The organism is Pseudomonas khavaziana, assembly GCF_036704165.1.
GTDB classification, from domain to species: domain Bacteria; phylum Pseudomonadota; class Gammaproteobacteria; order Pseudomonadales; family Pseudomonadaceae; genus Aquipseudomonas; species Aquipseudomonas khavaziana.
Genome location: NZ_CP129946.1, coordinates 4,154,835 through 4,167,562, shown reverse-complemented (window position 1 = coordinate 4,167,562; position 12,728 = coordinate 4,154,835). Strand labels below are relative to the sequence as shown.

The window sequence follows — 12,728 nt, the reverse complement described above, 5'->3', positions numbered from 1 at the left end:
CTGTCCAACTTGTTTGCTCTATCAGCCGCGCTTTACTGCGCTGGTCAGCTATAGATGTACGGTCTTGCGCGGTCCACTGTAGGAGCGAGCTTGCTCGCGAAAAATTTCAACGGTGACGCGGGCTTCCTGAGTAAACGCGGCGCCTGCAAGTTTTTCGCGAGCAAGCTCGCTCCTACAGGATAGAGAAAGCGCGATTGGGCTATGATCGGGGCCTTTACCGGCAGTTGATCAAGAGAGTCAAAAATTGCGCACACGGTCGAACGTTAGAACATCCTTTCTGCTGGCTGTTGCCCTGGGGCTCGGGGCTTGTTCCAGCCAGCCGTCGAAACTGCCTGGCCTGCCGGAGCGCGTTGAGCTCAACGGCGTGCCGACCTTCCGCAGCGAGGCTTATCAAAGCGGTCCTACGGCATTGGCCAGCATGCTGTCGCAACAAGGCATTGTCATGACACCCGGGCTTTTGGATAAGCCGCTGCGTCTTCCGGGCGCTGAGGCGGGTCTTGAACGCAACATGCAGGTACTGGCCCGTGAATACGGGCTGATGGTCTACCCGCTGGATGCCAAGCTGACTGCGCTGCTTGCGCAGGTGGCGGCCGGTTACCCGGTAATGGCCCGAATCAACTCCAGCTTCTGGTCCGGGGCGCGCTATGTCGTGGTGGTGGGGTTCAACCAGCAGAAGAGTACGGTGTTGCTGCGTTCTGGGAACGAGCGCCGATTGGCCATGGGATTCAGCGACTTCGAGTCGGCGTGGAAGAGTGCGGGGCACTGGGCCATCCTGACTCAGCGGCCGAGCCAGTTGCCGGCCAATGTGGATGCGCAGCGCTGGCGTGATGCGGCGAATGCAACGGGCCAGGCGGGGCAGGAAGGGGCAGCGGCCCAAGCGCTCAAAGTGTTGGCAGAACGCAAATAAAAATGTGGGAGGGGGCTTGCTCCCGATAGCGGTTGGTCAGGATAAGTTTTATAGCCTGGCACACCGCTATCGGGAGCAAGCCCCCTCCCACATTGGGCCTGCTTATTTCAATAAGATGGTGGTCAGTTAGCGGCGAACCTCTACCGCATTCCCCCGATTCTTCAGATTCTTGTCAGCCTTGTAGCGCAACGCCACGTCCGGCACCGCGCCGCCTTTGCCGGTCTCGACCCAACTGCGAATGCGGCTGGCGTCGGCAAAATGAGTGAACTTGCCAAAGGCATCCAGGATCACCAGCGAAACCGGGCGGTTACCCATGCTGGTTACCAGCACCAGGCAATGCCCGGCCTGGTTGGTAAAGCCTGTCTTGGTCAGCTTGATGTCCCAGTTGGCGCGGTTGATCAGGTGGTCGGTGTTGGAAAAACCCAGGGTGTAGTTGGGCTTGCGGAACGCCACGGTCTTTTCCTTGGTGGTGCTCAACTGGCTGAGCATCGGGAACTTGCGCGCATAGGCCAGCAGCTTGCTCAGGTCGCGGGCGGTCGACACGTTATGGATCGACAGGCCAGTGGGCTCAACATAGTGGGTGCTGGTCATGCCCAAGGACTTGGCCTTGGCGTTCATTGCCGCGATGAAGGCCGCGTAGCCCCCCGGATAGTGGTGGGCAAGGCTTGCCGCAGCGCGGTTTTCCGAGGACATCAGCGCGATCAGCAGCATCTCCTTGCGTGGCATCTGGCTGCCGATCTTTACCCGCGAGAACACGCCTTTCATCTCGGGCGTATCGGTGATGTTGATGTCGATGTATTCGTCCATGTTCTGCTTGGCTTCGAGGACGATCAGGCCGGTCATCAGCTTGCTCACCGAGGCGATAGGCACCACCACGTCGGGGTTGCTGGAATAAATGACCTTGTTGGTTTGCAGATCCACCAGCATGGCGCTGCCGGAGGCGATCTGCAGCTTGGAGGCGTCACGCGGGGCCAGGGTGGATTCGGCGGCGTGGGCGAAGGTGCCTGTGAAAGCGAAAAACAGGCTGACAATAGAGAGACGAATTTTCACGCGGATGAACTCGCTAAAAAGTAAGAAATACCGTCTGGGAACGGGTTTTATGATAAATGGCGTTACATTTTAGGAGTATGGATGAAGAACTGTCGAATGTTCTTCTAGAACCAGACGAAAGTGCTTAAAAACTAACAAAAAACGCTTTTTTAGCGAGCAATAAAAAGCCCCGCGATAAGGCAGGGCTTCTTCATTACGCCTGGTTATTAACCGTGCAGGGTTTCCGCAGCGTACAGGGTGTTTTCCAGCAGGCAGGCCCGGGTCATCGGGCCGACCCCGCCTGGAACCGGCGTAATCCAGCCGGCGCGGGGCAGGGCGGTTTCATACACCACGTCGCCAACCAACTTGCCGTCGTCCTGGCGGTTGATGCCCACATCGATGACGATGGCGCCTTCTTTGATCCATTCACCCTTGACCAACCCCGGCTTGCCGGCAGCCACCACTACCAGGTCGGCGCGACCGACGTGGCCGGCAAGGTCTTTGGTGAAGCGGTGGGTGACGGTCACGGTGCAACCGGCCAGCAGCAACTCCATGGCCATCGGGCGACCGACGATATTGGATGCGCCGACGATAACGGCATCGAGGCCGTACAGGTCGACACCGGTGCTTTCCAGCAGGGTCATGATGCCTTTGGGTGTGCAGGGGCGCAGCAACGGAATGCGCTGGGCCAGGCGGCCAACGTTATAAGGGTGGAAACCGTCGACGTCTTTGTCCGGGCGGATACGCTCCAGCAACTTGGACGCGTCCAGGTGCTCGGGCAATGGCAGTTGGAGCAGGATGCCATCGATCGCCGGGTCTTCGTTGAGGCCGTCGATCAGGTCGGTGAGGGCCTGCTGGGTGGTCTCGGAAGGCAAGTCATAGGCCTTGGAAATAAAGCCGACCTCTTCACAGTCTTTACGCTTGTGCGAGACATAAACCTGAGAGGCAGGATCGCTGCCGACCAGGATCACCGCGAGGCCCGGGGTGCGCAGGCCTTGCTGGCTGCGCTGGGTGACTCGTTTGGCGATCTGCTGGCGCAGGCTGGCGGCGATTGATTTGCCGTCGATAAGTTGTGCAGTCATTACGCGTGATTAACCATCGAGAGGGGGAAGAAAAGTGCGCGCATTCTCGCACGCCAAGGCGCGAGGGCAAAGGCGCTTGGTCTGCAAATTGCCCTAACCCCTTAAATAAAATCAGTTTTTTTCAAAAAAGATTTGACGGGTTTCCGGGGGCTCTATACTATTCGTCGCACTTGTCGGGCACAGCCTAGCACTGGTTAAGAAGGTCGAGCAGAATAGTTGTCCTGCAAGGCTGGAAGCACTTAGTTTGTAATCCTTAAAGAGTACAGATTAATAAGGCGCCCGTAGCTCAGCTGGATAGAGCATCCGCCTTCTAAGCGGATGGTCGCAGGTTCGAGTCCTGCCGGGTGCGCCATTAGGCAGCTTTGGCACAAGTAGCGCTATATGGTGGGCGTAGCTCAGTTGGTAGAGCACGGGATTGTGACTCCCGTTGTCGAGGGTTCGATCCCCTTCGTCCACCCCATATTTTGAAAGGCGCCAGATTAATCATCTGGCGCCTTTGCTTTAAGAGCTTCAAGCGCGGATGTGGTGGAATTGGTAGACACACTGGATTTAGGTTCCAGCGCCGCGAGGCGTAAGAGTTCGAGTCTCTTCATCCGCACCAATTAAGCTTTACTCGGCCGTCAGGTCAGTAGGGCTCGACAAAGAAGAAGTGGTTTGGTTTCTTTGTTAACGCAATATGGTGGGCGTAGCTCAGTTGGTAGAGCACGGGATTGTGACTCCCGTTGTCGAGGGTTCGATCCCCTTCGTCCACCCCATATTCGAAAGGCGCCAGATTTAACAGTCTGGCGCCTTTTTTGGTTTCAGCGGTTTGAATATTTCGGCGGTCGCAGGTACTGGGCCGCATCGGCAGGGCGTTTCATCGTATTTGTGTATCTCGATGATGCCGCGCTGCCTGCCTACTCTGTTCGCAGGGCGGGCCGTCAGGGAGATGAACGGCTTCGCCTTCTATATATAAAGAGGCGGCGCAGAGCCCTGGCGCAATTGGCGGTATTTGTCACCGGGGCGAGGTACTTCAGTGCCTTCGTACCGATAAATTGCCGGCGGTTTTCCGGTGTATTCTCAGTAGGGTGACTTCTTGAGTTTGACCCACTAGAATGCATGCCCTTGATTGGGGTCGGAAATGGCCGGCTAATGTCTGTGCAACGAGGAATATCCATGCAAGTTTCTGTTGAAAATACTACTGCTCTCGAGCGCCGCATGAGCATCACCGTGCCGGCAGAGCGTATCGAGACTGCGGTCAACAAGCGTCTGCAGCAGACTGCCCAGAAGGCCAAGATCGCTGGTTTCCGTCCAGGCAAAGTGCCGATGAGCGAAATCAAGCGTCGTTTTGGTGCTGATGCACGCCAGGAAGCTGTGGGTGACGTGATCCAGTCTTCCTTCTACGAGGCTGTTGTCGAGCAGAAGCTGAACCCGGCTGGCTCGCCTTCGATCGAGCCTAAGTCCCTGGAAGCGGGCAAGGACCTGGAATACGTTGCCGTATTCGAAGTGTTCCCAGAGTTCGAAGTGGCCGGTTTCGACGGTATCGCCATCGAGCGCCTGAGCGCCGAAGTGGCTGATTCGGACCTGGACAACATGCTGGAAATCCTGCGCAAGCAGAACACCCGTTTTGAAGTGGCCGACCGCGCTGCCCAGAACGAAGACCAGCTGAACATCGATTTCGTTGGCAAGGTTGACGGCGAAGTCTTCGCTGGCGGCTCGGCCAAGGGCACCCAGTTGGTACTGGGTTCCAACCGCATGATCCCGGGTTTCGAAGATGGCCTGGTGGGCGCCAAGGCCGGCGAAGAGCGCGTGCTGAACCTGACTTTCCCGGCTGACTACCAGAACCTGGACCTGGCTGGCAAAGCCGCCGAGTTCACCGTGACCGTCAACAGCGTTTCCGAGCCTAAGCTGCCAGAACTGAACGAAGAGTTCTTCGCTCAGTTCGGTATCAAGGAAACCGGCATCGAAGGCTTCCGCACCGAAGTTCGCAAGAACATGGAGCGTGAACTGCGTCAGGCAATCAAGTCCAAGGTCAAGAACCAGGTCATGGACGGTCTGCTGGCCGCCAACCCGATCGAAGTGCCTAAGGCGCTGCTGTCCAACGAAGTGGATCGCCTGCGCGTACAAGCTGTGCAGCAGTTTGGTGGCAACATCAAGCCTGACCAGCTGCCGGCCGAGCTGTTCGAAGAGCAAGCCAAGCGTCGCGTTGTGCTGGGCCTGATCGTGGCCGAAGTGGTCAAGCAGTTCGACCTCAAGCCAGACGAAGACCGTGTTCGCGAAATGATCCAGGAAATGGCTTCCGCCTACCAGGAGCCAGAGCAGGTCGTGGCTTGGTACTACAAGAATGACCAGCAACTGAACGAAGTACGTTCGGTTGTGCTGGAAGAACAAGTTGTGGATACTGTTCTGCAGAAGGCTAAGGTGACCGATAAAGCGGTCTCTTACGAAGAAGCAGTCAAACCGGCGGAAGCAGCACAAGCCGACTGATTGTCCAACTCGTTGGAAATTCAACCATAAGCCAGCCTCGCGCTGGCTTATGCGTTTTCAAGACATGACTATTTGGGAGTAACTGCAGAGCATGTTCCGTAATTCCTATATTCAGCAGAACTCTGATATCCAGGCCGCAGGCGGCCTGGTCCCGATGGTTGTCGAGCAGTCCGCTCGTGGCGAACGCGCCTACGACATCTACTCGCGCCTGCTCAAGGAGCGAGTGATCTTTCTGGTGGGCCCGGTAGAGGACTACATGGCCAACCTGATCTGTGCGCAACTGCTGTTCCTTGAAGCGGAAAACCCGGACAAGGACATCCATCTCTACATCAACTCGCCGGGTGGCTCGGTGACCGCGGGCATGTCGATCTACGACACCATGCAGTTCATCAAGCCAAACGTGTCGACCACCTGTATCGGCCAGGCCTGCAGCATGGGCGCGTTCCTGCTGACCGCAGGTGCCGAGGGCAAGCGTTACTGCCTGCCGAACTCGCGTGTGATGATTCACCAGCCACTGGGCGGTTTCCAGGGCCAGGCGTCGGATATTGAAATCCATGCCAAGGAAATCCTCTTCATTCGCGAGCGCCTCAATAAACTGATGGCCCACCACAGCGGGCGCACCCTGGAAGAAATCGAGCGCGATACCAACCGTGACAATTTCATGAGCGCTGAAGCCGCCAAGGAATACGGGTTGATCGACGCAGTGATCGACAAGCGCCCCGCTTAATATAAGCCGCTCAAAATAGGGCTGGTCGGCATGTCCGACCACTGGCGGGCTTGAAAAAGCCCGCATAAGCCTTCATCTTGTGTTGCAAGCCTATCGGATTTGGATCGAACGAATGACTGACACCCGCAACGGCGAGGACAACGGCAAGCTGCTCTATTGTTCCTTCTGTGGCAAAAGCCAGCATGAAGTACGCAAATTGATTGCCGGCCCCTCGGTGTTTATCTGCGACGAATGCGTCGACCTGTGCAATGACATCATCCGCGAGGAGGTGCAGGAAGCGCAGGCCGAGAGCAGCGCGCATAAATTACCTTCGCCTAAAGAAATCAGCGGCATCCTTGACCAGTATGTGATTGGTCAAGAGCGTGCAAAGAAGGTTCTGGCCGTAGCGGTGTACAACCACTACAAGCGCCTGAACCAGCGTGACAAGAAAGGCGACGAAGTTGAGCTTGGCAAGAGCAATATCTTGCTGATCGGTCCTACAGGCTCGGGTAAAACCCTGCTTGCAGAAACCCTCGCCCGCCTGTTGAACGTTCCGTTCACCATTGCCGACGCCACCACCCTCACCGAGGCTGGCTACGTGGGTGAGGATGTCGAGAACATCATTCAGAAACTGCTGCAGAAATGCGACTATGACGTAGAGAAGGCCCAGATGGGTATTGTCTACATCGACGAAATCGACAAGATTTCGCGCAAGTCCGACAACCCGTCGATTACCCGGGATGTTTCCGGTGAAGGCGTGCAGCAGGCCTTGTTGAAACTGATCGAAGGCACGGTTGCTTCCGTACCGCCCCAAGGCGGCCGCAAGCATCCGCAGCAGGAATTCCTTCAGGTTGATACGCGTAACATCCTGTTCATCTGTGGCGGTGCGTTTTCGGGGCTGGAGAAGGTTATCCAGCAGCGCTCCACCCGTGGCGGCATTGGTTTTGGCGCGGAAGTGCGCAGCAAGGAAGAAGGCAAGAAGGTGGGCGAGTCCCTGCGTGAAGTCGAACCTGACGATTTGGTCAAGTTCGGGCTGATCCCGGAATTCGTTGGCCGTCTGCCGGTCCTGGCCACGCTGGATGAGTTGGATGAGGCTGCTCTGATTCAGATCCTCACCGAGCCGAAAAACGCCCTGACCAAGCAATATGCCAAGTTGTTCGAGATGGAAGGCGTAGACCTCGAGTTCCGCACCGACGCACTCAAGTCGGTGGCCAAGCGGGCACTGGAGCGCAAGACCGGTGCGCGAGGCCTGCGTTCGATTCTTGAAGGCGTGCTGCTCGACACCATGTACGAAATCCCCTCGCAGTCTGAGGTGAGTAAAGTGGTGATCGACGAAAGCGTTATTGAAGGCAAGTCCAAGCCACTGTATATCTACGAAAACAGTGAGCCGGCTGCCAAGGCTGCGCCAGACGCGTAAGCGTCCAGCAGTCGCAGTACAAGCAAGGGGCCTTAAGGGGCCCCTTGTTTTTTGGGGTGCATTCTCTGAGTAGCGGTTAAATTCGCGTTTATTCATGCGTTTAACTGCTGGCATTGAGCTTGTTTTTTTTGCATCGAACCCCCATCTTGGTTTCAAGCTTACTTTTCAACTGTCATAGAGGCGAAATCATGAAGACAACCATCGAATTGCCTCTCCTGCCGTTGCGTGATGTCGTCGTCTATCCGCACATGGTTATCCCGCTGTTTGTGGGGCGCGAGAAGTCTATCGAAGCCCTCGAGGCCGCGATGACGGGCGACAAGCAAATCCTGCTGTTGGCCCAGAAGAATCCTGCTGATGATGATCCGGGCGAAGACGCCCTGTATCGCGTCGGCACCGTTGCGACCGTACTGCAATTGCTCAAGCTGCCTGATGGCACCGTCAAGGTGCTGGTGGAAGGCGAGCAGCGCGGCGCGGTAGAACGTTTCATGGAGGTGGATGGTCACCTGCGCGCCGAAGTGGCGCTGATTGAAGAACTCGAAGCCCCGGAGCGCGAATCCGAGGTGTTTGTGCGCAGCCTGCTCTCGCAGTTCGAGCAATATGTGCAGTTGGGCAAGAAAGTCCCGGCTGAAGTCCTGTCTTCCCTCAACAGCATTGATGAGCCAAGCCGCCTGGTCGACACCATGGCGGCGCACATGGCGCTGAAAATCGAGCAGAAGCAAGACATCCTCGAAATCATCGACCTGCCGGCACGTGTCGAACACGTGCTGGCGCTGCTCGATGGCGAAATCGACCTGTTGCAGGTCGAGAAGCGCATCCGCGGCCGCGTGAAGAAACAAATGGAGCGCAGCCAGCGCGAGTACTACTTGAATGAGCAGATGAAGGCCATTCAGAAAGAGCTCGGTGACGGTGAGGAAGGCCACAACGAAATCGAAGAGCTGAAAAAGCGTATCGACGCCGCTGGCCTGCCGAAAGACGCCTTGACCAAGGCCACCGCCGAGCTGAACAAGCTCAAGCAGATGTCACCGATGTCGGCCGAAGCCACCGTGGTGCGCTCCTACATCGATTGGCTGGTGCAGGTGCCGTGGAAAGCCCAGACCAAGGTGCGCCTGGACCTGGCCCGTGCCGAAGAGATCCTCGATGCCGACCACTACGGCCTCGAGGAGGTCAAGGAACGCATCCTCGAGTACCTCGCTGTACAAAAGCGCGTGAAGAAAATCCGTGGCCCGGTGTTGTGCCTGGTCGGCCCTCCGGGTGTAGGTAAAACCTCCCTGGCGGAGTCGATTGCCAGCGCGACCAACCGTAAGTTTGTGCGCATGGCCCTGGGCGGGGTGCGTGACGAGGCGGAAATCCGTGGTCATCGCCGTACCTACATCGGTTCGATGCCAGGAAGATTGATTCAAAAGATGACAAAAGTGGGTGTGCGCAACCCGCTGTTCCTGCTCGATGAAATCGACAAAATGGGCAGCGACATGCGTGGCGACCCGGCGTCGGCGTTGCTCGAGGTGCTCGATCCAGAGCAGAATCACAATTTCAACGACCATTACCTGGAAGTCGACTACGACCTGTCCGACGTAATGTTCCTGTGCACCTCCAACTCCATGAACATTCCACCAGCGTTGCTGGACCGGATGGAGGTGATTCGTCTGCCGGGCTACACCGAAGACGAGAAGATCAACATCGCGGTGAAATACCTCGCGCCCAAGCAGATTTCAGCCAACGGCCTGAAGAAGGGCGAGATCGAATTTGACGTCGAGGCGATCCGCGACATCGTGCGTTACTACACCCGCGAGGCCGGCGTGCGGGGCCTCGAACGCCAGATTGCGAAGATCTGCCGTAAGGCGGTCAAGGAACATGCCCTGGAAAAACGCTTCTCGGTGAAGGTGGTTGCTGACTCCCTGGAACACTTCCTGGGCGTGAAGAAATTCCGCTACGGCCTGGCCGAGCAGCAGGATCAGGTCGGGCAGGTGACTGGCCTGGCGTGGACCCAGGTGGGTGGCGAATTGCTGACCATCGAAGCCGCGGTAATTCCGGGCAAAGGCCAATTGATCAAGACCGGCTCCCTGGGTGACGTGATGGTCGAATCCATTACGGCCGCGCAGACCGTGGTGCGTAGTCGCGCCCGCAGCCTGGGCATCCCCCTGGACTTCCACGAGAAGCACGACACCCACATCCACATGCCGGAAGGGGCGACTCCGAAGGATGGCCCCAGCGCTGGTGTAGGCATGTGCACGGCCCTGGTGTCGGCATTGACCGGCATTCCTGTGCGCGCCGACGTGGCAATGACCGGGGAAATTACCCTGCGTGGCCAGGTATTGGCGATCGGTGGTCTGAAAGAGAAATTACTCGCCGCACACCGGGGTGGAATCAAGACAGTGATCATTCCTGAAGAGAATGTTCGCGATTTGAAGGAAATTCCTGACAATATCAAGCAGGATCTTCAGATTAAACCGGTTAAATGGATTGACGAGGTCCTGCAAATTGCGCTGCAATACGCGCCGGAGCCCTTGCCGGATGTGGCTCCGGAGATAGTCGCGAAGGACGAAAAACGCGAGTCCGATTCCAAGGAAAGAATTAGCACGCATTAATGTGTTAAAGCCTGGGGGCTTCCTTGACAGCTTTTTAGAGCCCTTGTTATAAAGCGGCTCTTAAGTGTCTGTAGGCCATTCAGCACTGGTTTTTGCTTTTACCAAAAAACTTAGAATCATACTCAATAGATATATAAGGGGACTTAGAGTGAACAAGTCGGAACTGATTGATGCTATCGCCGCATCCGCTGATATCCCGAAAGCTGCTGCTGGCCGTGCGCTGGACGCAGTAATCGAATCCGTCACTGGCGCTCTGAAGGCCGGCGACTCCGTGGTACTGGTAGGCTTCGGTACTTTCTCTGTGACCGATCGCCCAGCTCGCACTGGCCGTAACCCACAGACCGGTAAAGCACTGCAAATCGCTGCTGCCAAGAAACCAGGTTTCAAAGCCGGTAAAGCTCTGAAAGAAGCGGTTAACTAAGCTTCGTTCTTGCCTTACCTACCCGGGTTAGACGCAGGTCTGGCCTGGCAGCGGAGCGGCAGCTGACCCACATATCCATTGGGTCGCCATGCCGGGGGTGTGGGTTCTAACCCCCGTCCGCTCCGCCAGTTACGAGAAGGCGCATCCTCGGATGCGCCTTTCTTCTATCCGGACTCTACCCACGCTCCACGGTTGCCTAAATTTGAAGTTCAACCGTTTCTGGGGGACGCATGCTGCAAAATATCAGGGACAATTCACAAGGCTGGATTGCCAAGACTATTATCGGGATCATCGTCGCATTGATGGCGTTCACCGGTATCGAGGCTATTTTCCAGGCTTCGGGTAACAACAAGCAGGACGTGGCCAAGGTCAACGGGGAGGAAATCACCCAGACCGAATTGAGCCAGGCTGTCGACATGCAACGGCGCCAGCTGATGCAACAGTTGGGTAAGGATTTCGACGCTTCCCTGCTGGATGAAAAACTGCTGCGCGACGCCGCCCTCAAGGGCCTGATCGATCGCAAGCTGCTGCTGCAAGGCGCTGCGGATTCCAAGTTCGGCTTCTCGGAAGCGGCACTGGACCAGGTGATCCTGCAGACGCCGGAATTCCAGGTGGACGGCAAGTTCAGCGCCGAACGCTTTGACCAGGTGATCCGTCAGCTGGGCTACAGCCGTATGCAATTCCGTCAGATGCTGACTCAGGAAATGCTGATCGGCCAGGTTCGCGCAGGTATCGCCGGCAGCGGCTTCGTGACCGACGCCGAGGTGCTGGCATTTGCCCGTCTGGAAAAGCAGACCCGCGATTTCGCCACCGTCAATATCAAGGCTGACCCTGCGGCGGTGAAACTCACCGATGACGAGGTCAAGGCTTACTACGACCAGCACGCCAAGGAGTTCATGACCCCGGACCAGGTGGTCATCGACTATCTGGAACTGAAGAAGTCGTCGTTCTTCGACCAGGTCACCGTCAAGGACGATGAGCTGCAGGCTGCCTACGAGAAGGAAACCGCCAACCTCGCTGAACAGCGTCGTGCCGCGCACATCCTGATTGAAGTCAACGACAAGGTCACCGAGGCGCAAGCCAAGGCCAAGATCGAAGAGATCCAGGCGCGCCTGGCCAAGGGTGAGAAGTTCGAAGCCCTGGCCAAGGAGTTCTCCCAGGATCCAGGTTCGGCCAACAATGGTGGCGACCTGGGCTTTGCCGGTCCGGGCGTTTACGATCCGGATTTCGAAACCGCCCTGTACGGCTTGAAGCAAGACCAGGTATCGGCGCCGGTGCGCAGCGCTTTCGGTTGGCACTTGATCAAGTTGCTGGGCGTTGAAGCACCTGAGGTGCCATCGTTCGCCAGCCTGAAAGACAAGCTGACCCGCGAGCTCAAGACCCAGCAGGTAGAACAGCGGTTTGTCGAAGCGACCAAGCAATTGGAAGATGCGGCATTCGAAGCGTCCGACCTGGCCCAGCCGGCATCTGACCTGAAGCTGACCGTGCACACCTCCGCGCCATTTGGCCGCGAAGGTGGCGAAGGTGTCGCGGCCAACCGTGCCGTGGTCACCGCCGCATTCAGCCCGGAAGTGCTGGATGAAGGTGCCAACAGCAGCGCCATCGAACTGGACCCGGAAACCATCATCGTGCTGCGTGCCAAGGAGCATCTCAAGCCGGCCCAACTGCCGCTCGAGAAGGTCGAGGCCGCCATTCGCACACAGATGACCAAGGAGCGCGCGAGTGCTGCTGCCAAGGCCCATGCTGACGAGTTGATCGCCAGCCTGCGCGACGGCAAGACCGCGTTGGACCAGCCGATCGACGGCCAAGCCTGGAAGGTCACCGAAGCGGCGACCCGTGGTCAGGAATCCATCGACCCGGCCGTGCTGCAAGCCCTGTTCCGCATGCCCAAGCCTGCGGCCAAGGACAAGCCGACCTTCACCACCGTGACCCTGCGCGATGGCAGCCTGGTGATCGTGCGCTTGAACGGCGTCAACGAAGCGGCAGCGCCTACGGACGAAGAAAAGGCGCAATACCGTCGCTTCCTCGCTTCCCGTATCGGCCAGCAGGACTTCGCGGCGTACCGCAAGCAGCTGGAAACCCAGGCAGACATCAAGAAATACTGATGCCGGCCTG

General features: G+C 57.4%; 9 protein-coding genes and 4 tRNA genes. 11 read left to right on the top strand and 2 right to left on the bottom strand.

What is annotated here, in order from left to right:
• Nucleotides 1-244 precede the first annotated feature (244 nt).
• Nucleotides 245-907 carry a peptidase C39 family protein gene (locus QYQ93_RS18340; RefSeq protein ID WP_043048711.1) on the top strand — a complete coding sequence of 221 codons (663 nt, stop codon included), beginning with the start codon at nt 245-247 and terminating at the stop codon, nt 905-907.
• Between the two features lie 126 nt (nt 908-1,033).
• Here the strand turns inward: QYQ93_RS18340 and pbpG are convergent, their stop codons facing one another.
• Both pbpG and folD read right to left on the bottom strand, forming a co-directional pair.
• Complete coding sequence (gene pbpG, locus QYQ93_RS18335) at nt 1,034-1,957, bottom strand: D-alanyl-D-alanine endopeptidase (RefSeq protein WP_043048710.1); 924 nt, start codon at nt 1,955-1,957, stop codon at nt 1,034-1,036.
• A 206-nt stretch (nt 1,958-2,163) separates the two neighbouring features.
• Nucleotides 2,164-3,018 (bottom strand): bifunctional methylenetetrahydrofolate dehydrogenase/methenyltetrahydrofolate cyclohydrolase FolD, encoded by an 855-nt coding sequence (folD, locus tag QYQ93_RS18330; RefSeq protein ID WP_043048708.1) that lies wholly within the window; start codon nt 3,016-3,018, stop codon nt 2,164-2,166.
• Between the two features lie 275 nt (nt 3,019-3,293).
• Here folD and QYQ93_RS18325 point away from each other — a divergent pair.
• From QYQ93_RS18325 to QYQ93_RS18280, 10 genes are all read left to right on the top strand, one after another.
• Nucleotides 3,294-3,370 (top strand) — tRNA-Arg (locus QYQ93_RS18325).
• A 32-nt stretch (nt 3,371-3,402) separates the two neighbouring features.
• Nucleotides 3,403-3,478, top strand: a tRNA-His gene (locus QYQ93_RS18320).
• Between the two features lie 56 nt (nt 3,479-3,534).
• Nucleotides 3,535-3,619: transfer RNA gene (locus QYQ93_RS18315), tRNA-Leu, on the top strand.
• Nucleotides 3,620-3,697: 78 nt separating this feature from the next.
• Nucleotides 3,698-3,773 (top strand) — tRNA-His (locus tag QYQ93_RS18310).
• A 400-nt stretch (nt 3,774-4,173) separates the two neighbouring features.
• Nucleotides 4,174-5,484: a trigger factor gene (gene tig, locus QYQ93_RS18305; RefSeq protein WP_124378521.1), complete on the top strand. Its 1,311-nt coding sequence runs from the start codon at nt 4,174-4,176 to the stop codon at nt 5,482-5,484.
• A gap of 91 nt (nt 5,485-5,575) precedes the next feature.
• A complete protein-coding gene (gene clpP / locus QYQ93_RS18300) occupies nt 5,576-6,211 on the top strand; it encodes an ATP-dependent Clp endopeptidase proteolytic subunit ClpP (protein ID WP_043048706.1) in 636 nt (211 codons plus the stop codon).
• A gap of 112 nt (nt 6,212-6,323) precedes the next feature.
• Nucleotides 6,324-7,607: an ATP-dependent Clp protease ATP-binding subunit ClpX gene (clpX, locus tag QYQ93_RS18295; RefSeq protein WP_017136464.1), complete on the top strand. Its 1,284-nt coding sequence runs from the start codon at nt 6,324-6,326 to the stop codon at nt 7,605-7,607.
• 188 nt (nt 7,608-7,795) lie between these two features.
• Nucleotides 7,796-10,192 carry an endopeptidase La gene (lon, locus tag QYQ93_RS18290; protein ID WP_043048705.1) on the top strand — a complete coding sequence of 799 codons (2,397 nt, stop codon included), beginning with the start codon at nt 7,796-7,798 and terminating at the stop codon, nt 10,190-10,192.
• Between the two features lie 148 nt (nt 10,193-10,340).
• Nucleotides 10,341-10,613: an HU family DNA-binding protein gene (locus QYQ93_RS18285; protein WP_003174819.1), complete on the top strand. Its 273-nt coding sequence runs from the start codon at nt 10,341-10,343 to the stop codon at nt 10,611-10,613.
• A gap of 230 nt (nt 10,614-10,843) precedes the next feature.
• Nucleotides 10,844-12,718 (top strand): SurA N-terminal domain-containing protein, encoded by a 1,875-nt coding sequence (locus tag QYQ93_RS18280; protein WP_057013457.1) that lies wholly within the window; start codon nt 10,844-10,846, stop codon nt 12,716-12,718.
• The last annotated feature ends 10 nt before the right edge of the window (nt 12,719-12,728 follow it).

Bases quoted from the DNA above. Each gene is read 5' to 3' on its own strand.
- folD (WP_043048708.1), bottom strand. From the start codon at position 3,018: ATGACTGCACAACTTATCGACGGCAAATCAATCGCCGCCAGCCTGCGC.
- clpP (WP_043048706.1), top strand. From the start codon at position 5,576: ATGTTCCGTAATTCCTATATTCAGCAGAACTCTGATATCCAGGCCGCA.
- QYQ93_RS18280 (WP_057013457.1), top strand. From the start codon at position 10,844: ATGCTGCAAAATATCAGGGACAATTCACAAGGCTGGATTGCCAAGACT.
- clpX (WP_017136464.1), top strand. From the start codon at position 6,324: ATGACTGACACCCGCAACGGCGAGGACAACGGCAAGCTGCTCTATTGT.
- lon (WP_043048705.1), top strand. From the start codon at position 7,796: ATGAAGACAACCATCGAATTGCCTCTCCTGCCGTTGCGTGATGTCGTC.
- tig (WP_124378521.1), top strand. From the start codon at position 4,174: ATGCAAGTTTCTGTTGAAAATACTACTGCTCTCGAGCGCCGCATGAGC.